Source organism: Streptomyces sp. NPDC088354 (assembly GCF_044753585.1).
GTDB lineage: Bacteria > Actinomycetota > Actinomycetes > Streptomycetales > Streptomycetaceae > Actinacidiphila.
In genome coordinates, this window is record NZ_JBIVNJ010000005.1 from 343,689 (window position 1) to 365,636 (window position 21,948).

Annotated in this window: 20 protein-coding genes; 9 read left to right on the forward strand and 11 right to left on the reverse strand. The window is 74.2% G+C overall.

What is annotated here, in order from left to right:
* Positions 1-38: 38 nt before the first annotated feature.
* The 5 genes from ACIP98_RS11565 to ACIP98_RS11585 form a co-directional block, all read right to left on the reverse strand.
* Positions 39-122, reverse strand: coding sequence for a putative leader peptide (locus tag ACIP98_RS11565; RefSeq protein WP_384281964.1), 84 nt, complete (start codon positions 120-122; stop codon positions 39-41).
* A 114-nt stretch (positions 123-236) separates the two neighbouring features.
* Positions 237-1,274 carry a PfkB family carbohydrate kinase gene (locus ACIP98_RS11570; RefSeq protein ID WP_401975189.1) on the reverse strand — a complete coding sequence of 346 codons (1,038 nt, stop codon included), beginning with the start codon at positions 1,272-1,274 and terminating at the stop codon, positions 237-239.
* 60 nt (positions 1,275-1,334) lie between these two features.
* Positions 1,335-1,919, reverse strand: a complete 585-nt coding sequence (locus tag ACIP98_RS11575) for a GNAT family N-acetyltransferase (RefSeq protein ID WP_319658950.1) — start codon at positions 1,917-1,919, stop codon at positions 1,335-1,337.
* 327 nt (positions 1,920-2,246) lie between these two features.
* Entirely contained in the window at positions 2,247-3,542 is a 1,296-nt protein-coding gene (locus ACIP98_RS11580) for a GAF domain-containing protein (RefSeq protein ID WP_401975192.1), read from the reverse strand.
* Between the two features lie 357 nt (positions 3,543-3,899).
* Positions 3,900-5,549 carry an acyl-CoA dehydrogenase family protein gene (locus ACIP98_RS11585; RefSeq protein WP_401975194.1) on the reverse strand — a complete coding sequence of 550 codons (1,650 nt, stop codon included), beginning with the start codon at positions 5,547-5,549 and terminating at the stop codon, positions 3,900-3,902.
* An 18-nt stretch (positions 5,550-5,567) separates the two neighbouring features.
* Between ACIP98_RS11585 and ACIP98_RS11590 the strand changes: the two genes are divergently transcribed.
* The gene (locus ACIP98_RS11590) at positions 5,568-6,725 is read left to right on the forward strand and encodes a YihY/virulence factor BrkB family protein (RefSeq protein WP_401975196.1); all 1,158 of its coding nucleotides are present in this window, start codon (positions 5,568-5,570) and stop codon (positions 6,723-6,725) included.
* Between the two features lie 34 nt (positions 6,726-6,759).
* Positions 6,760-7,440, forward strand: coding sequence for a helix-turn-helix domain-containing protein (locus ACIP98_RS11595; protein ID WP_401975198.1), 681 nt, complete (start codon positions 6,760-6,762; stop codon positions 7,438-7,440).
* A 77-nt stretch (positions 7,441-7,517) separates the two neighbouring features.
* Here the strand turns inward: ACIP98_RS11595 and ACIP98_RS11600 are convergent, their stop codons facing one another.
* On the reverse strand, positions 7,518-7,913 hold the full coding sequence (locus ACIP98_RS11600; protein ID WP_319658945.1) for a VOC family protein: 396 nt from the start codon (positions 7,911-7,913) through the stop codon (positions 7,518-7,520).
* A gap of 330 nt (positions 7,914-8,243) precedes the next feature.
* On the opposite strand from ACIP98_RS11600, the gene ACIP98_RS11605 reads away from it, so the two are divergent.
* Both ACIP98_RS11605 and rsgA read left to right on the forward strand, forming a co-directional pair.
* Entirely contained in the window at positions 8,244-9,320 is a 1,077-nt protein-coding gene (locus ACIP98_RS11605; protein ID WP_401975201.1) for a hypothetical protein, read from the forward strand.
* Positions 9,321-9,563: 243 nt separating this feature from the next.
* Complete coding sequence (gene rsgA, locus ACIP98_RS11610; protein WP_319658943.1) at positions 9,564-10,694, forward strand: ribosome small subunit-dependent GTPase A; 1,131 nt, start codon at positions 9,564-9,566, stop codon at positions 10,692-10,694.
* A 71-nt stretch (positions 10,695-10,765) separates the two neighbouring features.
* Here the strand turns inward: rsgA and ACIP98_RS11615 are convergent, their stop codons facing one another.
* Complete coding sequence (locus tag ACIP98_RS11615; RefSeq protein ID WP_319658942.1) at positions 10,766-10,894, reverse strand: hypothetical protein; 129 nt, start codon at positions 10,892-10,894, stop codon at positions 10,766-10,768.
* A 358-nt stretch (positions 10,895-11,252) separates the two neighbouring features.
* On the opposite strand from ACIP98_RS11615, the gene ACIP98_RS11620 reads away from it, so the two are divergent.
* The 3 genes from ACIP98_RS11620 (at position 11,253) to ACIP98_RS11630 (ending at position 13,266) form a co-directional block, all read left to right on the forward strand.
* Positions 11,253-12,314, forward strand: coding sequence for a MarR family transcriptional regulator (locus tag ACIP98_RS11620; protein WP_401975204.1), 1,062 nt, complete (start codon positions 11,253-11,255; stop codon positions 12,312-12,314).
* A 66-nt stretch (positions 12,315-12,380) separates the two neighbouring features.
* Positions 12,381-12,809, forward strand: coding sequence for a roadblock/LC7 domain-containing protein (locus tag ACIP98_RS11625; protein ID WP_319658940.1), 429 nt, complete (start codon positions 12,381-12,383; stop codon positions 12,807-12,809).
* A gap of 67 nt (positions 12,810-12,876) precedes the next feature.
* Positions 12,877-13,266 carry a hypothetical protein gene (locus tag ACIP98_RS11630; protein WP_319659239.1) on the forward strand — a complete coding sequence of 130 codons (390 nt, stop codon included), beginning with the start codon at positions 12,877-12,879 and terminating at the stop codon, positions 13,264-13,266.
* Between the two features lie 23 nt (positions 13,267-13,289).
* On the opposite strand, the gene ACIP98_RS11635 is transcribed toward ACIP98_RS11630, so the two are convergent.
* Positions 13,290-14,339 carry a LacI family DNA-binding transcriptional regulator gene (locus ACIP98_RS11635; protein ID WP_319658939.1) on the reverse strand — a complete coding sequence of 350 codons (1,050 nt, stop codon included), beginning with the start codon at positions 14,337-14,339 and terminating at the stop codon, positions 13,290-13,292.
* Between the two features lie 70 nt (positions 14,340-14,409).
* Positions 14,410-15,252, reverse strand: a complete 843-nt coding sequence (locus ACIP98_RS11640) for a polysaccharide deacetylase family protein (RefSeq protein ID WP_319658938.1) — start codon at positions 15,250-15,252, stop codon at positions 14,410-14,412.
* 479 nt (positions 15,253-15,731) lie between these two features.
* Between ACIP98_RS11640 and ACIP98_RS11645 the strand changes: the two genes are divergently transcribed.
* Entirely contained in the window at positions 15,732-15,956 is a 225-nt protein-coding gene (locus tag ACIP98_RS11645) for a hypothetical protein (RefSeq protein WP_401975206.1), read from the forward strand.
* Between the two features lie 180 nt (positions 15,957-16,136).
* Here the strand turns inward: ACIP98_RS11645 and ACIP98_RS11650 are convergent, their stop codons facing one another.
* Positions 16,137-17,126, reverse strand: a complete 990-nt coding sequence (locus ACIP98_RS11650) for a helix-turn-helix domain-containing protein (RefSeq protein WP_319658937.1) — start codon at positions 17,124-17,126, stop codon at positions 16,137-16,139.
* A 257-nt stretch (positions 17,127-17,383) separates the two neighbouring features.
* Here ACIP98_RS11650 and ACIP98_RS11655 point away from each other — a divergent pair, with 257 nt between their 5' ends.
* Complete coding sequence (locus ACIP98_RS11655) at positions 17,384-18,796, forward strand: protein phosphatase 2C domain-containing protein (RefSeq protein ID WP_401975209.1); 1,413 nt, start codon at positions 17,384-17,386, stop codon at positions 18,794-18,796.
* Here ACIP98_RS11655 and ACIP98_RS11660 read toward each other — a convergent pair.
* Positions 18,754-21,924 carry an alpha-mannosidase gene (locus ACIP98_RS11660; RefSeq protein WP_401975211.1) on the reverse strand — a complete coding sequence of 1,057 codons (3,171 nt, stop codon included), beginning with the start codon at positions 21,922-21,924 and terminating at the stop codon, positions 18,754-18,756. The genes ACIP98_RS11655 and ACIP98_RS11660 overlap by 43 nt on opposite strands.
* Positions 21,925-21,948 lie beyond the last annotated feature (24 nt).

Genomic DNA, 21,948 nt, shown 5'->3' on the forward strand with positions numbered 1-21,948 from the left:
GACGGCCGGGTCAGTCCGGGGCGGGACGGCGTGCGGGCTCAGTACGCCCGACAGATGGCGCTGGACATGCGTCCGAGGTCGACGTGCAGCCGACCTACCAAGGCGATTCCAGTGCGAGACATGTCGAAAGCGTGTCACGCGGATCTCGGGCGAGTCCACCGTTATCCGCTATCTGGACCCGATCATCCCACATCCTGATACGGCTGCGGTGTCCGCGACCGGACGGACCGGACAGATCACCGCACCCTGCTCGGATGCCGCAGGAAATCGCCCGTGATCGCCCGGAACCCGTCGTGCCCCCGGGTGCCGATGTGCCGCAGCTTGTGGGCCGCCAGTGCGGAGCCGAGCCGCACCCCGGCGCCCAGCAGCGCGCGGTCGGCGGCGAGTGCCGCGAGCACCCCGGCCGCGAAGACGTCGCCCGCTCCCGTCGCGTCCTCGATCTCGCCGTCCGGCAGCGGACGGTGGGCGTAGCGCTCCACCGAACCCGGCCGGCGCACCTCCACACGGTCCGGGTACTTCACCACCGCCGTGCCGCGCAGTCCGGGCAGCAGCGGCGCCAGATCGGTGAACTCGCGCCCGTTGAGCAGCAGATAGTCGCTCGCCGCGGCCATCGCCAGCACGTCGTCGCTCGGCGCGGTGGACCACGCGTGGCCCGGGTCGAAGGTGACGACCGTGCGCGGCGAGCGCTCCCGGACCGCCGCCAGCAGCCCGCGCAGCGCCGCCCCTCCGTCGGGGTCCAGGAAGGACGTCACGTGCACCACCCGGGCCCGCGCCAGGGTGCCGGCGATCTCCTCGAAGTGCCGCCGCACATGCCCGGCGATGCCCGTGTTGGCGCCGGTGTGGGTGAGCAGCGTGCGCTCTCCCTCGTCGTACACCGACAGGCAGATGCCGCACAGCCGCTCGGGGTCCGCCAGCACCAGGGAGCGGTCGATGCCGAGCCGGTCGAGGAGGGCGAGCGGATCGACCGCGTCCAGCGGGCTGCGGCCGGCGACGCCCACGTACCCCAGCCGCAGCCCACGGCCCAGCCGGGCCAGGGCGTGCAGCGCGTTGAAGGCCGAGCCGCCGAGCTCGGGCGTGAGCGGCACCCCTTCCGTGCGCAGGCACTCCAGGGCGGCGCGGACGGCGGGCTCCTCCACCAGCCGCTCGGAACCGCTCTCCAGCGGGGGACGCAGTCCCATGTGCGCGTCGAGCCGGGCCAGCACCGGGCTTCCGCCCACGGCGGACGCTCCCGTGATCAGGTCCAGGTTGAGCGCCCCGACCCCGACGACGTCCATGCCCTCCCCTTCCACGGCGTTCTCGCCCCGCACCGCCCGGCCCGCGCGGTGCGGTCGCCGTCAGGCCCCGGGCCAGGGACCGTCGATCGGCCTCTTCTCCTCTTCCCCCGTCTCGGTACGGAAGATGCGGAAGCCGCGCTTCTCGTAGTTGGCCAGCGCGTGCGGGCCGTCCAGGCTGCAGGTGTGCACCCACACCCGCTTGGTCGGCGTCCGGTCCGGCCACCGCTCGGCCAGATCCCAGGCCCGCGCGATGCCGAACGACAGCAGCTGCGCGCCGATCCGGCGCCCCCGGAAGGCGGGCAGCAGCCCGAAGTACGCGATCTCGACCTGGGCCTCGTCCTGCGCGTCCAACTCGATGTAGCCGGCGGGCGTTCCGTGGTCCCAGGCGACCCAGGTCTCCACGCCGGGGCGGTCCAGACAGGCGCGCCACTGCTCGTACGTCCAGGGCAGCCGGTCGGTCCACGCGCAGTCGGCGCCGACCGAGGTGTAGAGGAAGCGGCTGAACTCCGGGGACGGCACCTCGGCCCGGACGATCCTGACCCCCGCGGTCGCGGGATCGGGCTCCATGGCCGGCACCGACGGCCGCATATCGGCCGGTGAGGTCTGTTCCAGCGACCAGGTGGTCACGGTGACGGTGTTGCTCATGGGGCCCAGCCAACCACGCCGGCGGCCCCGGCGGCGGGGTGCCCCGCGGTCACGCGGACCATGGGCGGAGGAGTACGTACTCCTGGAGGGACGACCGGTGAAGCGGGGCCGCGAGTCCTCGCGCTCACGCGGAGCGTGCCGTGGGAACCCGCGGGGTCGAGGGGGCCGGCCGACGGTGACCTGGCGGGGCCGGCGGTCCTGGAGGCCTTGGCGCCGGGGCGTGTACGCGGGGCCGCGACCCCGCGGCGGCCGCGGGCAGCGGAGCCTGCGTTCGCAGGGGGCCGAGCCGTGGTGCCGGGGCACACCGGGTGGGCGGGTCGCCCGCGGTCACGAGAAACGCGCCGCGCGGACCGCCGGGGCCGCCGAGTGCGGCAGCAGGTCGGCGGGGTGTGCCGGGCGCAGGAGTTCGACCTCGACACCGTCGGCGAAACGGTACGGCCGGTGGTCCAGGACGCCGGAGAGCGTACGGCGCAGCCGGGACAGCTCGGCGCGGACGGTGACCGTGCGGGTGGTGTCGCCGAACAGGTCGCCCGCCAGTTCGGCGGCGCTGCGCCCGGCCCGGTGCAGGGCGAGGACGAACAGCAGCTCCGCATGGCGCGGGCTGAGCTCCTGCGACCAGCCGCCCGCGCCGCCGGAGACCGTGATGCTCCAGGTCCGCGGGCGGCTCACGTCCAGCACCACCCGGCCCGCCGGTGTCCGGTCCTCCGCCTCGTCGCGGACCCGCACCAGCCAGCCGCCGGGCAGCGGTTCCAGGGTGCACAGGCCGAGCGAGGGCACCCAGGTGGGCCCGGCGCTCGGGGAGGCGGGCAGGGTGATCCGCTCGACCGCCGGCATGCCGGTGACGGCGGCCGTCCAGCCGTTGGGGTCGACGACCGCCGCCCGGCCGGACATCCGGGCCAGCAGCGGGGCCGCGACCGAGCGCAGCCGGTCGACCGCCGCCCAGTGCCGGGAGCGCAGTTCGCCCTCGGCGACCTTGGTCACCGCCGTGACCAGCGACAGCATCGCCGGGTGCACGGTGGCCGCCGGGCCGCTGACGTCGACGGCGCCGAGCAGCCGTCCGTCGCGGGGGTCGTGCAGCGGCGCCGCCGCGCAGGTCCACTGGTGCAGCTCCCGCACGAAGTGCTCGGCCTGGTGCACCTGCACCGGGCGCCCGGCCACCAGCGCGGTGCCGATCGCGTTGGTGCCCACCGTGTCCTCGGCCCACGAGGCGCCCTCGGCGAAGCCCAGCCGGTCCGCGCTCTTGCGGACGGCGACACTGCCGTCGCGCCACAGCACCCGGCCCTCGGGATCGGTGACGACCATGATGTGCCGGGCCTCGTCGGCCACCGAGACCAGCCCGTCGCGCAGCGCGGGCATCACCTCGACCAGCGGGGTGCGGCGCCGGCGCTGCTCGATCTCGTCCGCCGTCAGCATCCCGTTGTGGCTGCCGTTGTCGGGGTCGACGCCGAGGTCCAGGGCACGCCGCCAGGAGTCCTGGATGATCTGCCGGGGGACCGTCGCGGCGGCCTTCCCGCCACCACCCAGTGCGGCCTCCCGCATCCCGCCCAGCATCCGCGCCGACCGGCGCGTCTCCTGGGCCGACTGTGCCGACAACGACCGGGAGTCGAACGGAACCTGGCTCATGGTGCTCCCCGCGTGCGTGTGCGCTGGTCTGCGCTGTGCGCCCGGCAGTGATCGCGACGGTGCATCGGCGACCACACCCTGTGCATATGGTGCCGCCGTCGGTGGTGTTCCGGCGGCATATCCGGCCAATAGCTTGCAACGGTCTGCAACGGTTGCGAATATGCACGCCCCCGACGGACAGTGACGGCGCATCACGCTACTCGTACGGAACACCATCCGTGCGACGGTGAGGTTGGAGACCGGGGGTGGTGCCGAGTCGGCGCGGCACCACCTTCCGCGCGGCGCGGCGGCGGATCGTTTCTCCCGTGATCCCGGACCTTCCACCGGGAACAGGGGGACCGCCGCCGCGCCCGCGCTTCACGCCACCGGGCGCGCCCGCTCCACCACGGCCTCCAGGTCCAGCCCGCGCGGAAGCGTTCCGAAGGTCGCCCCCCAGTCGCCGCCGAGCCGGGAGGCGCAGAAGGCGTCCGAGACCTCCGCCGGCGCGAAACGCACCAGCAGGGAGCCCTGCAGCACCAGCGCCATCCGCTCCACGACCCGTCGCGCGCGCCCCTCGATGCCCTCCAGGTCGGCGAGTTCGGTCAGCAGCGACTTGATCGCCCCGTCCAGCCGGTGGTCCGCGCCCCGCGCCAGCCCGAGTTCCCCGAGGAACGCGTTGAGCGCCTGCGGCTCCCTCTGCAGCGCCCGCAGCACGTCCAGCGCCTGGACGTTGCCGGAGCCCTCCCACACCGAGTTCAGCGGCGACTCGCGGAACAGCCGCGGCATGCCGGACTCCTCCACGTAGCCGTTGCCGCCCAGGCACTCCAGCGCCTCGGCCGCCACCACGGGGCAGCGCTTGGTGATCCAGAACTTGGACACGGCCACCGCCAGCCGCCGGAAGTGCCGCTCCTGCTCGGTGTCCGCGTCGTACGCGGCCGCCAGCCGCAGCACGGTCGTCGTCGCCGCCTCCGACTCCAGCGCCAGGTCCGCCAGGACGTTGCGCATCAGCGGCTTGTCGATCAGCGGACCGCCGAAGGCGCTGCGGTGGGCGGTGTGGTGGACCGCCTGGGCCACCGCCTGCCGCATCACCGCCGCCGAGCCGATCGCGCAGTCCAGCCGGGTGGCCGCCACCATCTCGATGATGGTCGCCACCCCCCGCCCCTCCTCGCCGACCCGGCGCGCCCAGGTGCCGTCGAACTCGACCTCCGACGAGGCGTTGGAGCGGTTGCCCAGCTTGTCCTTCAGCCGCTGGATGCGGAACACGTTGCGGGTGCCGTCCGGCAGGACGCGGGGCAGCAGGAAGCAGGTCAGGCCGCCGTCGCCGGCGGACCCGGTCACCTGGGCGAGCACCAGGAAGCCGTCCGACATCGGCGCCGAGCAGAACCACTTGTGCCCGGTGAGCAGGTAGGCGCCCTCCTCGGCGAGCGGCTCCGCCCGCGTGGTGTTCGCGCGCACGTCCGAGCCGCCCTGCTTCTCGGTCATGCCCATCCCGAACAGCGCGCCCGGCTTCCGCCCCGCTGCCACCAGCTGCGGATCGTAGACCCGCGACCCCAGCCGCGGCTCCCACTCCGCCGCCAGGGCCGGATCGGCCCGCAGGGCGGGCACCGCCGCGTGCGTCATCGAGACCGGGCAGCCGTGGCCCTGCTCGACCTGGGACCACACGAGGAAGCCCGCCGCGCGCCGCAGGTGGCCGTCCGGGCGGGACCAGGCGTCGGTCAGCCCCGAGGAGACCGCCCGGCCCAGCAGCCGGTGGTAGGAGGGATGGAAGTCCACCTCGTCGAGGCGGTTGCCGTAGCGGTCGTGGGTGCGCAGCACGGGGGAGTGCGTGTTCGCCTCCTGCGCCCACGACTGTGCCTGGACCGAGCCGGCCGACCGGCCGATCTCGCCCAGCTCCTGGTCGATCTCCGGCCGGCGCTCGGGCGCGGCGTGCCGGGCCACCCCCTCCACGAGGGCGTCGTCGGCGGCGTACACGTCATACCCGACCAGCGGCGGGGGCTGGTTGGTCACGGTGTGTGTAGGGGCGCTCATGACAGCTACCGTAGGCGCGTGCAGGCAGCAGATGAAACACCCGAGCGGCCCCGGAAGGGCCGGCTTCTCCAGGCGCGGTCCCTCTACCGGAACGTCTCCAAGCGCAAGGTCGGCTGGCTGCTGCTCAAGGACACGGTCAACTCCTGCTTGGAGTACCGCGTCACGGGCCTGGCCGCCGAGGCCGCCTTCTTCGTGCTGCTGTCCCTGCCGCCCCTTCTGCTCGGCCTCGTCGGCGCCATCGGGTACGTGGACGAGGTGATCGGCACCGACACCATCGACAACATCCGGCGCAACATCCTCACCGCGGCGGCCACCGTCCTGTCGGACAAGGGCGTCGACCAGCTGATGCGCCCCCTGGTCGACGACGTGTTCGGCGGCGGCCGGCCCGACGTGATCTCCATCGGCTTCGTCATCGCTCTGTGGTCGGGCTCGCGGGCCCTGAACGTCTTCGTGGACACCATCACGATCATGTACGGGCTGGAGGGCATACGGGGCATCGTCAAGACCCGCCTGCTGGCCCTGCTGCTCTACGTCGTCGCCCTGGTCATCGGCGCCGTCGTGATGCCGCTGATGGTCGTCGGCCCGGACGCGGTCGTGGCGTTCCTGCCGTGGAGCGAGTGGGTCATCCGCATCCTGTACTGGCCCGTGGTGCTGCTGCTGTCCATCACCTTCCTCACCACGCTCTACCACGTGTCCGTGCCGGTGCGGTCGCCCTGGTACGAGGACATGCCCGGGGCCGCCGTCGCCCTGCTGATGTGGGTCCTCGGCAGCTTCGTGCTGCGCATCTACCTCACCCACACGGTCGAGGGCCCGACCATCTACGGATCACTGGCCGCGCCCGTCGCCGTCCTGCTGTGGATCTTCGTTTCGGCCTTCGCGGTCCTGGTCGGCGCGGCCGTCAACGCCGCGATCGACCGGGTCTGGCCGTCCATCGAGACCGCCGCGGCACGGGAGAAGAACGCCCGGGTGCGCCAGCGCCAGGCCGCCGACCGGCTCGCCGAGGCCGCCGCCCGCCGGGCCGCCTTCGACGACGGCCCCGACGACGAGGTGGGCCCCGTGGACCCGCCCGCCGAATTCCCCGAACGCTGGGCGGGCTTCCTGCCGCCCGAGGACGTCCGCGGCCGGCTGCGCGGCCGGCGCCCGCACGGGAAGGGCGGGCCGCCGACCGCGGAGTGAGCACGCTGTCACAGGGCGGTGCCATCCTGGTGGCATGTACCGGGAACGTGCCTCCGCCGTCCCCGGCGCCGTGCTGTGGACCAGGACAGCGGACGCCGGGGCGGCCCGGGTGCTGCCCGACGGCTGCATCGACCTCATCTGGGGGGAGGACGCCGGGCTCTTCGCCGCCGGGCCCGACACCCGCGCCCATCTCTCCGCGAGCCCGCCCGGCACCCGCTACGCCGGGCTGCGCTTCGCCCCCGGGGTCGGGCCCGCCGTACTCGGCGCGCCGGCGCACGAACTGCGGGACCGGCGTGTGCCGCTGGACGCGCTCTGGCCGGGCGCGGAGGCGCGGCGCCTGACCGAGCGCGTGGCGGCGGCCACCGACCCCGGCACGGCTCTGGAGGCGGTGGTGCTGGGCCGTCCGTCGCGGCCCCCGGTCCCCTACGCGCCCGAGACGGCCGCGGGCCTCGCCGCCGGCGCCAGGGTGCTCGACGTCGCCGCGGCCCTCGGCGTCAGCGAGCGGCAACTGCACCGCCGCTGCCTGGACGCCTTCGGTTACGGCCCCAAGACCCTCGCCCGCATCCTGCGCCTCCAGCGCGCCCTGCGCCTGGCCCGCCACGGCTTCCCGTTCGCCGAGCTCGCCGGCCGCGCCGGCTACGCGGACCAGGCGCACCTCGCCCGGGACGTCCGCGCCCTCACCGGCGTCCCGCTCGGCCGGCTGCTCACGCGGTAGTCCTCAGGTGTTCTGTCGTCACGTCGGCTCCCCCGGGCCGAAAGCCGGGGGGGCCGACGTGACGACAGGGCCCAGCCCTAGGCCAGCGGCGCGTAGAGGTCCACCGCGTTGCCGTCCGGGTCGCGCACGGTCGCGTACCGCATCCCCCACACGGCGTCGAACGGCTTGAGGTGCCCCTCGTACCCGGCGGCCGTCAGCTCCGCGAACACCGTGTCCACCTCCGCCGGGCCGTCGCACGCGAACGCCAGCGCCATGCCGTGCCCGCCGCCACCAGGCGCCGTCCACTCCGGGTCGAAGGAGCGGATCGTCTCCTGGGTGTCCCAGGCGATCCGCAGGCCTCCGGGCACCTCCGCCTCCACGTGCGGTTCGCCCTCCACCCCCTCGGCGATCTCCAGCCCCAGGCGCCGGTAGAACGCCAGCGACGCCCCCATGTCGGCCACCACGATCTCGATCAGTCCCATTCGCACGGTCATGCCGCCACCGTACGCAGCCCTCCAGCGCCTCGTCTTGAACGAATCGGACGCCTACGCCACCGGGTACCCCACGGCCCCGGGGACCCGCCGCACGGCATCCTCGGCGCGCGCGCCGATGCGCCGGGAAGGCGCCCGCACGGCCGGCCCCGGCGGGAAACCCACCGGGCGGGGACGCCCGGGTGAACGCCCGGAGGCGGACGTACGGCCCGCGGGCGGCGGTGTCCCGTGGGCGTCACGGTTGGGCAACCAGCGGGTCCGAGGGGCTGGGAGCCGGGTCGGCGGGGCCGCATCATGAGTGCTGGGCGGAGAGGACAAGGGGGGGACGGAGCGGTGGAATTCACGGTCGAGCGGACGCTGCGACGACGCGGCCGGCGGTGGGTCGCGGGAGGGGCCGTCGTGACGGCGGGCACCCTGGCCTGGCTGGTCGCCGCGTTGGGCGGCGCCGGCGGTGCTTCGGCACCGCTGATCCTGATGTTCCTGTCGCTGCTGGCGGTCTTCAGGGGCCGGCAGGACCTGCGCAAGGCGGCGCGGCCGTTCCGGCTGCGGATCGACGGGTTCGGGATCACGCTGCACGACGCCGAGCTCGCCTGGGAGCAGATCGAGGCGGTCGCCCTGTGGCACGTCCCGAACACCGGCGAGCACAGCGAGGAGACGACGCCCCCCAAGCCGCGGCTGACGCTGTGGACCGCGCCGGGCGTGACGCTGCCCCGGAAGGCGGACCGCACATGGGACAACCGGATCCGCTACACCCTCGTGGACTGCGAGGACCTGGACCAGAGTGTCACCGAGGTGACGACCGCCCTCGCCGGGAACGCCGGTGCGCGCTTCGAGACGGCGCCGCGCGCCGTGCGCCCGCCGATCCCGGTGACCGTGTCGGGGCCCGAACGGAGCGTGCCGGGCGGGGAACAGGTCTTCGCCGACGGGCGGCAGGCCGGTACCTGGGCCCTGGTCTGGGCGGCGGCGGCCGTCGTCTTCAGCTACTCGTTCTGGGAACTGGTCCACGGCCGCACCGTGGGCCCGGAGCCCTTCAGCGCTTTCGGGCCGCTGGGCGCCATCGGCTGCTGGTTCCTCACCGCCCGCTCGTACCGGCGCTGGCGCAAGCCGCTGCGGCTGCGGATCGGCCCCACCGGGATCAGCATGCGCGAGGTCACCGAGGACGAACAGCACTTCGCCTGGGCGGAGATCGCGGCTGTCACGGTCGGCACGTCGGAGGCGACCACCGACAAGCGGCCCTGGCTCGTGGTGTGGCCGCTGCCGGGCACGAGGCCGGGCTCCAACCCCAGCTACCTGGTCGACGGCCACAAGGCCTACGCCCTGGTCCGGCTGGACCGTCTGCCCGGCGGCGCGGAGGCGGTCGTACCGGTCCTCCGGGCGTACGCGGGGGAGCGCTACGCCGAGACGGCCTGAGAAGCGGGAGCCGCGGAAAACGAGTTGCGCGCCCCTCGGGGGGCCGGGCTATGGTTTCGCCGTCGGACCGCGAGCGATCGAGGAGGTGTTGGAGCGATGACTGTCACTGTGCCGGGCGCTGCCCGCATCCAGAAGACCATCAACCCCACCTCGGCGGTCCTCGGCTGACCGCGTCCGTCCCGACGTCTCGTACGCCCTGACGGCGCAGCCGCGCGCGACCGCCCTCCCGAAGGGCTCTCCCCGTTGAAGAACGGAACCGTCCCGCAGCCGTCCACCGCGCTCGTCGCCTACGGCTGGGACTCCCTGCTCGACTCCGCCTTCGCGTCCCACGCGGAGCGGGGCCTCGTCCCCGGCCGCGTGGTCCGCGTCGACCGCGGACTGTGCGACGTCGTCGTCCCCGACGGCCCCGGCGGTACCCACGGCACCGTGACGGTACGCGCCGACACCGAGGACGTCTTCACCCGTGACCCGATGCGGGTCGCGTGCACCGGCGACTGGGCCGCCGTCGACCTCACGCCGGCCACCGGGCCCGCGGTACGCGCCCTGCTGCCGCGCCGCACCACCTTCGTCCGCTCCACCTCCTCCAAGCGTTCCGAGGGGCAGGTCCTGGCCGCGAACGTCGACTTCGCGGTCATCGCGGTGTCCATCGCCGCGGAACTGGACCTCGGCCGGCTGGAGCGCTTCGTGTCGCTGGCGTGGACCAGCGGCGCCCAGCCGATGGTCGTCCTCACCAAGGCCGACCTGGTCCCCGACACCACCTATCTGCTGGCCGACGCGAAGTCCGCCGCGCCGGGCGTGGACGTGCGCGTTGTGAGCGCCGCGACCGGCGACGGCGTGGCGGAGATGGCCGAGGCGCTGGCCGGGGCCACGTCCGTGCTGCTCGGGCAGTCGGGCGCCGGCAAGTCCACGCTGACCAACGCGCTGCTGGGCCGTGAGGTCCAGGAAGTGCAGGCCATCCGTGACAGCGACGGCAAGGGGCGGCACACCACGACCACCCGCGACCTGCTGCCGCTGCCCGGCGGCGGGGTGGTCATCGACACCCCGGGGCTGCGCGGGGTCGGGCTGTGGGACGCCGACGCCGGGCTCACCCAGGCCTTCTCCGACATCGAGGACCTGGCGGCGCGGTGCCGTTTCCAGGACTGCTCGCACACCGCCGAGCCCGGCTGCGCGGTCCTCGCCGCGCTGGAGGACGGCTCCCTGGCGCACCGACGGCTGGACAGCTACCGCAAGTTGCTGCGCGAGAACGCGTGGATCGCCTCCCGCACCGACGCCCGGATGCGCGCGGAGATGCGCCGTGAATGGAAGCAGCGCTCCGCGGCGGGACGGGAGATGTACGAACGCAAGCGAGGCGGCGGGCACCGCAAGGTGTACTGAGCGCGCCGCGCCGCGCCGAGCGCGGTGCGCCGACGTGCCGGCCCGGCTCCCCCTGGGGGCCGGGCCGGTGGTCATCCGGCGCCGTTGTGCCGCTGCCGGCGGCGCAGGGTCAGCGGACTGCCCTCGTGCCAGAAGGTGTAGACGATGCTGCCGAGGCCGAGCGCGACGATCACGACGCCGAGGACGATCGAGTAGACCATGGCTCCTCCAGCCCGTTCGGGACGCGTTTACCGCGCCTTTGCCTTCGCTGTCTGCCCGTGACCTTCCCGTGACCGGTCCCTCCCACACGCGATGCGGGTCAACTCACAGAAGACGTGGGCCTCTTGACCTTTGGGTCCGGAGGTGGGCCGCTTCGCGCACATGCCACAGGAACGGTCGCGGATGGGCACGATAGGGGCAGTGAACATACTCAAATACTCTTCCGCGGCCATCTCCTGGGAATCCCCGAGGGGTCCCGCCGGGCGCTGGTAGGAATTACCCCCAGGCGCGATTGATCGTGCACACGTACGGCATTTCGGCGCCTGTTGGAATGCCCGTATGCGCGCAGCAAGGGGAGCGATGACCTCGGCACCGACCGGTTCCGTGCCCACCCGGAATGCCGCCCACGATCTGCTCGGCCGCGCGCTGGCCAGGTGCCGGGACGAGAGGGCCAGCGGCGTGCTGAGAGTGCAGGGCAGCCCCGGCGGCGCCTTCCATCTGCTCGGCGGCGCGGTCGTCGCCGTGGAGAGCCCCGGCTCCCCGGGGGTGGGCACGCTGCTGCTGCGTTCCGGGCGCATCGACGAGGCCGAGTGGGGCGCCGCGCACGACGCGGCCGCCACCGGAGCGTGGCCCGGGGTCGCGTTCGCCGGTGCCGGACGGCTCGGCAACGCGGAGTTCCAGGTGATCCACCTGATGGCGGCGCAGGACGCGGTCTTCGCCGTCCTGGCCGGCCGGCTGGAGAACTGCGTCCTCGACCCGGCGCGGCCCGACGATCCGGTGCCCGCCCTCGCGCCGGCCGTCGGACGCGGCGTCGAGCCCGAGGAACTGCTGGTCGAGGCGGGCCGGCGGATCGCGGCGCTGGCCTCCCTGCCCCGCCCGGTCTCCCCGGACCGCGACCGGGTGATCGCCCTGGCCGGTTCCGGGGACGACGAGACGCTGCCCGCCACCCGGCGGGACATCCTGGAGTGCGCCAACGGCCGCCGCAGTCCCCGGGACATCGCCTTCCACCTGGGCCGCGGGGTCTGGACCGTCACCGTCGAGGTCTCCCGGATGCTCGCCGAGGGCCTGGTGGAGACCGTGCCCGCGCCCGCGCCTCCCTCCGCGCCCGCCCCCAGGTCCTCCGCGCCCGCCCCGGACCCGGAAGCGGTGCCGCTCCCCGGCCCTGCCCCTGAACCCGATTCCGACCCCGATTCCGACCCCGACCCCGACCTCGACCCCGACCCGCCCCGGCCGCCGTACTCGCCGGGGCCCCCGGCCGCGCGCGGTCCCGCTCCGGGGCCGATGACCGTCACCGAGGAAGGGCTGCCGCGTCGCCTTCCAGGGGCCAGCGGCATCCACGAGGCACTGGAGGCCTCCCGCCCGCCTTCGGGCTGGAAGGGATTTCTCCGGCCCCGGGGACGGGGCCGGCCGGATTCCCCCTGACGTCGATTCACGGGGCAGTGACGGCACATCATCCATTCCGCAATGAATTCAAGGAGGTGCACGTGCATGAATCATGACGCCCTGGTCGCCGAGATGCGTGCTCTGCGGGACCAGGTGGTCGGTATCACCGACACCGTCGTGGCGGCGGTCGACGGTCTGCTGATCGCCGCGGACACCGAGGACGCCATCGATCCCAACGGCCTGGCCGCGCTGGCCGCCGCCAGCCTCGGCCTGTCCCAGCGGATCGCGTCCGCGGCCCTGCGCGGCTCCCTGCGCAGGACCGTGACCTGCAGCAGCGGCGGCTACACCGCCGTGTACGCGGTCGACGACACCGCCCTGTTGATCGTCGTGGGCGACGAGGGGATGAACGTCCCCCAGCTCCACGTGGAGGCCCGCACCGCGATCGAGCGGATCGCGTCGATCCTCCTCCAGCCCGAACCGGGCCCCGCATCGGTGGTCGAGCCCGTGCCCGACCACGAAGGAGTCCTCGGATGACCCCCGAAGAAGGAGTGCTGTGAGCACCACCGGAAAGCGCCCGAGTGCGAACATGGCCGACCAGATCATGATGCTGGTGAAGAACCTGCGGCAGGAGGTCCCCGATTGCCTCGCCGCCGGCGTGGTCGACATGGCGACCGGCATGCTGCTGTCCGTCGACACCGTCGACAGCCATCCCCCGGAGGTACTGGACCTGCTGGCCGCCGCGACCCTCGACCTGTTCCAGGGCCGCACGGTGGTGATGATCGAGGACGTCTTCAAGGAGCGTCGCGGAGTCACCACCGACCAGCACTACTTCCAGGAGATCCTCGTCAACAGCGAGAACCTCACCCACCTGTTCCTGCGCAACACCACGCACGAGGACATCGTCGCGGTCGTCGTCTGCCGCCGCTCGGTCAATGTCGGCATGCTCTTCGCCCAGGCCCGCCGGGTGATGAAGGAGCAGGGGGAGTACTGACCAGGCCCGGTGGGTACGGCGGGTCAGGCGGTGGCCCGCCGTACCAGCCGGGTCGGCGTGACGACCGAGGACAGCGGACGGCCGCCGCTGCCCTCCTCCGAACGCCGGGCCAGACCGCGCAGCAGCAGCCGTACCATCAGCCGCCCCATCTCCTCGATCTCCTGACGGACCGTCGTCAGCGGCGGATCGGCGGGCCCGGCCACCGAGGCCATGTCGTCGAAGCCGACGACCGCCACGTCCTCCGGCACCCGGCGGCCGTGGTCGCGCAGCACGCGCAGCGCGCCGGTGGCCATGAGGTCGGAGGCGACGAACACGGCGTCCAGATCGGGTGCGCGCTCCAGGAGTTCGGCCATGGCCCGTCCGCCGCCGCCCGCGGAGAAGTCACCCACGGCGACCAGTCGCGGGTCGGCGTCCGGCAGGACGTCGCGGTAACCGTCGAGCCGGTCGACGGACGCGGTCTGGTCGAGCGGTCCGGTGATGGTCGCGATGCGCTCGCGTCCCAGGGAGACCAGATGGCGCACGGCCTCCCGTGCGCCGCCCCGGTTGTCGGAGTCGACGTAGAGGATCCCGTGGTCGCCGTCCGCCCCGGGCCAGCCGGGACGGCCGCCGAAGACGGTGGGCAGGCCGATCCGCCGGATGATCCCCGGCAGCGGGTCCTCGGCGTGCAGGGAGAAGACCAGGGCGCCGTCGACGTGACCGCCCGAGAGATAGCGGCCGACTCGGTCGTAGTCGGCCGTCCCCTCCACCAGCAGCAGGACGAGCTGCGAGTCGTGGACGGCCAGCTCGCGGCTGATGCCGAGCAACTGCTCGGCGAAGAAGGGGTCCGCGAAGACCCGGGTCTCCGGTTCGGCCACGATCACGGCGACCGCCCCCGTCCGCCGGGTGACCAGGGAACGCGCGGCCTGGTTGGGCACGTACCCCAGTTCCTCGACGGCCCGTCGGACCTTCTCGACCAGGACCTCGCGCACCCCGTCCCCGCCGTTCACCACCCGTGAGACCGTGGCCCGGGAGACACCGGCCCGCTCGGCGACGGCTTCCAGTGTGGGGCGGGGCGTGGAGATCTGGTCGGGCAACGGGAGCTCCTCTCGGGACGGCAACAGCGTAGTCCCGGCCCGCGCGGGTGACGGTCGTGCTGACGAACCGTCAGCGCACGGGGAAGCCGAAGGTGTACCCCTGCTGCTTCAGCCACGGCAGGATCTGGCGCAGCGCCTCCACGGTCTGCCCGCGGTCGCCGCCCGCGTCGTGGAAGAGCACGGTCGGGCCGTTGGCGATCTCGTTCTTGACGGTGCCCACCACGGCGGCCGTGCCCGGCTGCTTGAAGTCCTCGGAGTCCACGTTCCAGCCCAGCGGACGCATACCGCGCGACGCGGCGAGCTGACGGCTGTACGGGGTGAAGGCGCCGCCGGGGGCGCGGTAGTAGAGCGGCTTGACGCCCCCCGACGCCTCGGTGATCATGCGCTCGGCGTCCAGGATCTCCTTGGCCTGGTAGGCCCGCGACTTGGTGTTCATCGTCGTGTCGTGGGTGACGGAGTGGTCGCACAGCCGGTGCCCGGCGGCGACCACGGCCTTCACCAGATCGGGGTGCGCCTGCGCCTGCGTGCCGACCATGCAGAAGGTCGCCTTCACGCCGTTGTCCTCGAGCACCTGGAGAACCTGCGGGGTCCAGGCGGGGTCGGGGCCGTCGTCGATGGTGATGTTCACGCCCCGGGGGCCCTTGTCCGAGGCGTGCGCGATGTCCATGTTGACCAGCGGGGCCGGGAGTTGCGCGTCCGGCACGGAGGTCTGCCCCGGTATGGGGCGGGGTGTGGGCGTGGCCGTGGCCGTCGCGGAGGGCTTCGTGGACGCATGGGGCACGGCCGCCGCCGCCCGGTCACCGGTGGACCCCGCCTGGGCGGTCCACGCCGACACCGCCGCCGTCACGGCCGCGAGGCCGACGGCCGCCCCCAGCAGACGCCCGTTCGTCCCCCGTATACCGCTCCACACCATGTCCGCCCCGCTCCCTGAGTTCTCCGTACCGCTGTGCACAAAGGAGGACGGAGCGCGGGCGCTCCGGGATCCCTCTGTTACGGATCCCGGACGATTCCGCCGGGAGACGGCAACGCTCAGCGCGGGGCCGCGCATCCCGCGGCGCGGACGCCGCCGTCTGCAGGGCCCGCGGTGGGAAGTGGGCCTCGGGCGGCCGGAGGGGTGGGCGGATGCCGCGGCCGGCCGGGGCCGGCCGGCCTGGGGCAGGGGCATGCCTCCGGGGCACCGCAACGTCGCAGGCGCGACGGCGAACCCGGCCGCCGGGGTCAGCCGGCTCCGGGGCCCGTGTCGCCGTGGGCGGCCAGGGCCGTCGGATGCGGCCTCGCGGCGTGCCGTCCGGGGCCCTGCCGCTGAGGAGTCCCCCGCGGGCACGGCGGTTGGCGTCGGCCCTCCGGCACCACTGACGCCGTCTCGACTGGAGGCGGGTCCGGAGGCGCGGTGTGGTGCGCGTCCGGGGCGGAGCCGTCCTGGAGCGGGGCTGGGTGGGACTGATCTCGCGGCCCGGCGGCGGTGTGGCCGACGCGACCGCCAGGCGGCGCCGCGTCGTGCCGGGCGGGGTGGCGTGGTTCGGGGCAGGGGACGACATCTCGGGTTGCGCCGGTCGGCGCCTGCTCTTTTCGTCCGCCGCCGACGTGCAGTCGGCCGCGGGGGCCACGGGCACCTGAATCCGCACGGGGCGCCGGCCGGCGGCGTGGTCCGGGTCCGGGTCCGGGTCCGGAGCCGGGGCTTCGGGCGGGGCCGGAGGGGACGGACCGTACGGCTCGCCGTCGGCGTCGAGCGGGCAGGCGGCGAACCGGCCGCCGGGTGGCAGCGCGTCGCAGGTGCGGTCGCCGCGCGGGGGCGCGTCAGTCGAGGGTGCGGGCGACCCAGCCGCGTTCGTAGGCGTGCCAGCCCAGTTGGAGGCGGGTGGTGACGTCGGCCAGTTCCATCAGGCGCTTGACGCGGCGCTGGACCGTGCGCAGGCCGAGGTCGAGCTGCTTGGCCGCGCTGGCGTCGGTGAGCCCGGCGAGCAGGAGCGAGAGGATCCGCAGGTCCACCGCGTCCGGACCGTCGGGCGAATCCTCTTCCGGCACGCCGTCGGGGTCGAGGCGGATCGGCAGCGCCTCGCGCCACACGCTCTCGAAGAGGCCCATCAGCGAGTCCAGGAGGCCGCTGCCGTGCACGACCAGCACGGCCGGTCCCGCGGAGTTGCGGCCGAGCGGGACCATCGCCAGGGAGCGGTCCGCGACGACGAGTTTGGTCGGGACCCGGTCCACGACGCGGACCTCCTCCTCGCGGCTGAGGGCGGCGGTGATCTCGACGATGCCGTTGGGGCCGCTGATGACCTCCCGCTCGACGACCACGCGGAAGCGGACGCCGCGTGCGACGGCGCGTTCCTCGGCGGTGTTCTCCATGCCGCTGACGACCATCGGGCTGCCCGTGACCAGGGCGCACACCTCCTTCTCCGCGCCCAGTTGGAGCTGCGCGAAGCGGTGCGTCACGGCGCTCGCGCCGGTGACGACCTCCACCAGATCGTGCACGGACGGCTCGGCCGCCTCCGCCCGGTACTCCTGCGCGAGCACGGCGGCGGCCAACTCGGCCTGCTCCAGGCCGTGCCGTTGCTGGGTCAGCAGGGCGCCGAGCGCGACGTTGGGCGGTGCGGCCACCCAGCGGCCGGAGCCGGCGGAGGACTGCGCGACCAGCCCGTGCCGCTCCAGGCGCCTCAGAAGTGCGACGGTCTCCTCGTCGGGCCGTCCGAGCCGGTGCGACAGGTCGACGACCTCGGCGGCCCCCAGGCCCACGAGGGCGCGGTAGGCCGCCTCCTGGGCATCGTCCAGCCCTATGGCACCGAGCACGGGCACTCCTTTCCCCGGACTTCCGGGAGCTTCGCGGGGGGATCCCGGAACGGCCGCGGACAACACGCGGGCATGGCGGGAATGAGCCATGGCGTAATTCCGCCTCCGGACATCATCCCTGCTCGAACCCCTGTCCTGGCAAGGTGTCCCCACTGGAACGTCCGACGTGCGGCCCGAGGAGGGGGCCGGCCGCCCGTCGGACCGCCGGCGTGCCCGAAGTCTGTTTCGCCGTGCGCGTCCCGGTGGACAATAGGGGCATGAGCCAGCAGGGGGAGACCGGCCGCCGCCAAGAGGACGAGTGGTGGCGGCAGTTGTACGGCAGGACCGATCCCGGGGCCGGCGGAGCCGGTGAGCAGGACGACACGCTCGACGACCGCTACACGTCGGCGGTCAGCGCGCTGGGCGGTGAGCCGCACCTGGACCCGGGACCGCCGGGCACGGGAGCCGACCGTCCGGACGGGGACCGGACGGAGCCCGAGCCCGGGCCGCCGGACACCCTGCGGCTGCGCCGCCAGGAGCCGCCGCCCGCGGGTGACGTCCCGCGCCCCTGGCAGTACCAGAGCCCGCCGGAGCCGAGCGCGGCGGAGCCCCCGGGACTGCCCCCTGGCTGGGTGCCCGCCGAACCCTCGACCGGGGAGACCGGGGAGACAGGGCAGACAGGGCAGACCGGGAGGACCGCGGCCACCGCCCCCGTGACCCCCGACGCCCGGGTCCCGCAGGCCCGTACCGCACCCGGTGTCCGCATACCCGGCCCGTCCGGCCCGCCGGGCGACGGCGGGTCCGCGACCAGTGCGGTCACGGTCCCCGACACCGCGTTCCTCGGTGACGGCCCGCCCACCTACGCGCCAGAGCCGACCGCGTGGCCGCTCGCGGACCCCGGAGCTCTCGACGACCTGGTCCCCGACACCGTCCTGGACGGCGCCCGGTACGGCGTGCTGACGGTCCGTACGGCCGTCACGCGCGGCGACTCCGCCCGCTACCGGGGCGAGCCGCGCCGCGACGCCCTGCTGACCGCCCGCTTCGGGGCGGGGGACGACGCGCTGCTGCTGTTCGCCGTCGCCACCGGCCCGCGCGTCTCCGCCGTCGCCCACCGCGCCGCCCGCGACGCCTGCCACGGGATCGCCTCCGCCGTGGGCCGCAGCCACGCCCGCCTCGCGGAGGACATCCGGGGCTCGCGGCGCGGCTCCCTCAAGTCGGGGCTGCAGCGCCTGACCGACCGCTGCTGCGGCCGGCTGCGCGCCAAGGGCGAGGAACTGGGCCTGGACCCGGGCGAGTACGACGCCGGCCTGCGCTGCCTGCTGCTGCCCGTCGACCCGGACTGCCGCATCCGGCTGTTCTTCGGCGTCGGCGACGGCGGGCTGTTCCGCATCCGGGGCGGTGAGTGGCAGGACCTGGAACCGCTCCGGTCGGGGGAGCCCGCCGAACCCGAGGACGGCCCGGCCGTGGACTTCCGCTTCCGGGCCTCGATCGCCCGCCCCGGCGACACGCTGCTGCTGTGCAGCAGCGGCCTCGCCGACCCGCTGCGCGGCGAGCCGGCGCTCGCCGCGCACCTCGCGGAGCGCTGGGGCGCCGCCGAGCCGCCGGGGCTGCCGGCCTTCCTCGGCGACGCCCGGACCCGCGTCAAGGGCTACGCCGACGACCGCACCGTGGTGGCCGTCTGGGACGCCTGAGGCGCCGCGGGCGTCAGGCGCAGCGTCAGGATCTGGAAGGGGCGCAGGCTCACCGCGACGCCGTCCCCGTCACGCGGGGCGTCCCGCTCCGGCCGCTCCAGCAGATCCGTGACGCGCGCCCCGGCGAGCGCGAAACCGGGCACGAGCGTGCCCGAGGCCCGGCCGCCGCGGGACTCGTACAGGCGCACCACCACGTCCCCCGAGCGGTCGTCGGCGAGCTTGACCGACTCCACCGTGATCCCGGGGTGGCCGACGCGCAGCGGCGGCCGGACGGGTTCCGCCTGCGCGGCGGGGCGCAGCGGCAGGTTGAGGGCGAGCCCCTCGGCGACCGCGTCGCCGACGGCCGCCCCGGGAAGCAGCGCGTAGGTGAAGCGGTGGGAGCCCTGATCCGTCTCCGGGTCGGGGCTGTGCGGGGCGCGCAGCAGCGTCAGCCGTACCGTCGTGTCCGTGCCGGAGCGGGACGCGTCGTGGCCGTATGTGGAGTCGTTGAGCAGCGCGACCCCGTAGCCGGGCTCGCCGACGTGCAGCCATCGGTGGGCGCAGATCTCGAAACGGGCCGCGTCCCAGCCGGTGTTGGCGTGGGTGGGGCGGTGCACATGGCCGAACTGGATCTCGGCGGTGGAGCGGTCGGCGAGCACGTCCAGCGGGAAGGCGGCCTTGAGCACCTTCTCGGACTCGTGCCAGTCGGCGTCCGTGACGACGTCCAGCCGCCGGCTGCCGGCCGTCAGGCGCAGCTCCTGGGTGATCCGGCTGGCGCCGAAGGCCCGTACGACCCGGACCACGGCGCGCAGCGGGCCCCGCTCGACGAGGTCGACGGACTCCGCGTCCGTCAGGTCGGTGACCTTGCGGCGGTAGTGGCGGTCGATGTCCCAGGCGTCCCACTTGTTGGGGTGGTCGGGATGCAGCTGCAGCAGGTTGCCGTGGGCGCCCGGGGCCAGCACCTCGCGGCCCGCGGTCAGGTCGTGCACCGAGGACAGCAATCCGTCGCGGTCGACGTGCACGCGGAGCAGCCCGTTGTCCAGGACGATCAGGCCGTCCTCCCGCGCCGCGGTGACCGGTTCGCCGATCGAGGGTCCGTCGACGGCGGCGCCCCCGAGCGCGGGTGCCGCGACCGCCACGGCCGCCCCGCCGTCCGGCAGCGGCTGCGCGGGCGTGTCCGGCGGCAGTGCCGCCAGCGCCTCCGCCGCGAGCGCCACGACCTCGCGGCGCGCGTACGGCGAGGCGTTGAGGACACCCGGCCCGCGGTCGTCCTCCGCGTGGTCGCCGGTGAGGGAGGCCACCGCCCCCGCGACGATCCACTCCAGTTCCTCGCGGACCTCGGCGTAGGTGTCCCGGGCCTCGCGGTGCACCCAGGCGATCGAGCTGCCCGGCAGGATGTCGTGGAACTGGTGGAGCAGCACCGTCTTCCACAGCCGGTCCAGGTCCTCGTACGGATACGCGTACCCCTCCGGGTCGCGCAGGGCCGCCGCCGTGCACCACAGTTCGGCCTCCCGCAGCAGGTGCTCGCTGCGCCGGTTGCCCTGCTTGGTCTTCGCCTGCGTGGTGTACGTGGCGCGGTGCAGCTCCAGGTACATCTCGCCGGACCAGACCGGCGCCCGGTCCCCGTACTCGGCCTCGGCGGCGGCGAAGAAGGCGGCGGGCTTCTCGATCTCCACTCGCGGCGAGCCCTCCAGGGAGCGCAGCCGGCGTGCCCGCTCCAGCATCTCGCGGGTGGGGCCGCCCCCGCCGTCGCCCCAGCCGAACGGCACCAGTGACCGGGTGGCCCGGCCCTTCTCCGCGAAATTGCGTACCGCGTGGGCGAGTTCGCGGCCGTCGAGCTGCGAGTTGTAGGTGTCGACGGGCGGGAAGTGGGTGAACACGCGGGTGCCGTCGATGCCCTCCCACCAGAAGGTGTGGTGCGGCATCTTGTTCGTCTGGTTCCAGGACAGCTTCTGGGTGAGGAACCACCGCACCCCTGCCAGCCGTGCCAGCTGGGGGAAGGCGGCGGTGTAGCCGAAGGAGTCGGGCAGCCAGATCTCCTCGGTCTCCACGCCCAGTTCGTCCAGGAAGAAGCGCTTGCCGTGGACGAGCTGCCGGGCCAGCGCCTCACCGCCGGGCATGTTGGCGTCGGACTCCACCCACATGGAGCCGACCGGCGCCCAGTTGCCCGCCCGCACCGCCTGCTGGATGCGCTGCCACACCACCGGCTGGTGCTCCTTGACCCATGCGTACTGCTGGGCCTGAGAGCAGGAGAAGACCAGCTCGGGATAGTCGCGCGCGAGCGCGGTGACGTTGGCGAAGGTGCGCGACGCCTTGCGCACGGTCTCGCGCAGCGGCCACAGCCAGGCCGAGTCGATGTGGGCGTGGCCGGTCGCGGAGACCCGGTGCGCGCTGGCGTGCGCGGGCCGGGCGAGGGCCTCGGCCAGCTCCCCGCGGGCGGCGGCCGCGGTGCCCGGGACGTCGTGCAGGTCGAGGGCGTCGAGCGCGTCCTCCAAGGAGCGCAGGATCTCGTGCCTGCGGGGGTCGTGGAAGTCCAGTTCGTGCATGAGTCCCTCGAGGACCTCGATGTCCAGCACCAGGTGCCAGACGTCCTCGTCCAGGACGGCGAGCTCCGCGGTGTCGAAGCGGTACAGCGGCTCGCGGCCGGCCGTGCGCACGTCGCCGAGCCGGGTCGGCCGCCAGTCGCGCAGCACCGCCGGGTTTGCGGCGGCCTCCAGCAGCAGCCGCACCTGCTCGCCGCCCCTGGCGGGAGCGGCGACCGGGACATGGCGGTTGAGCGGATGGACACCCTTCACGGGCGCGCCCTCGGCGTCGTACACCAGTCCCTCGGCCACGAAGCCCGGTCCGTCGCCGCCGAAGCCGGGGTCGATCACCGCCTCCACCCGGCGGCCCGCCCACCCGGCCGGGACGGCGCCCTCCAGCCGGAACCAGCTGGTCGACCAGGGCGGCCCCCAGGGCGTACCCGGGGAGAACGGCTCGAAGGCGCCGTCCGAGAGCGCCTTGAGCGCCTCCCCGACGGGCACCGGCTCGCCGTCCACATGCCACGCCGTCAGGGCGAGCGGCACCCGGTCGGCATAGGTCGCGGGCCGGATGAACTGGCCCATCGCCCTGGTCAGACGTCCCTCGACCAGCAGTCGGTCGTCGTGCATCTCAACTCCTCGGGGTCGGCTCAC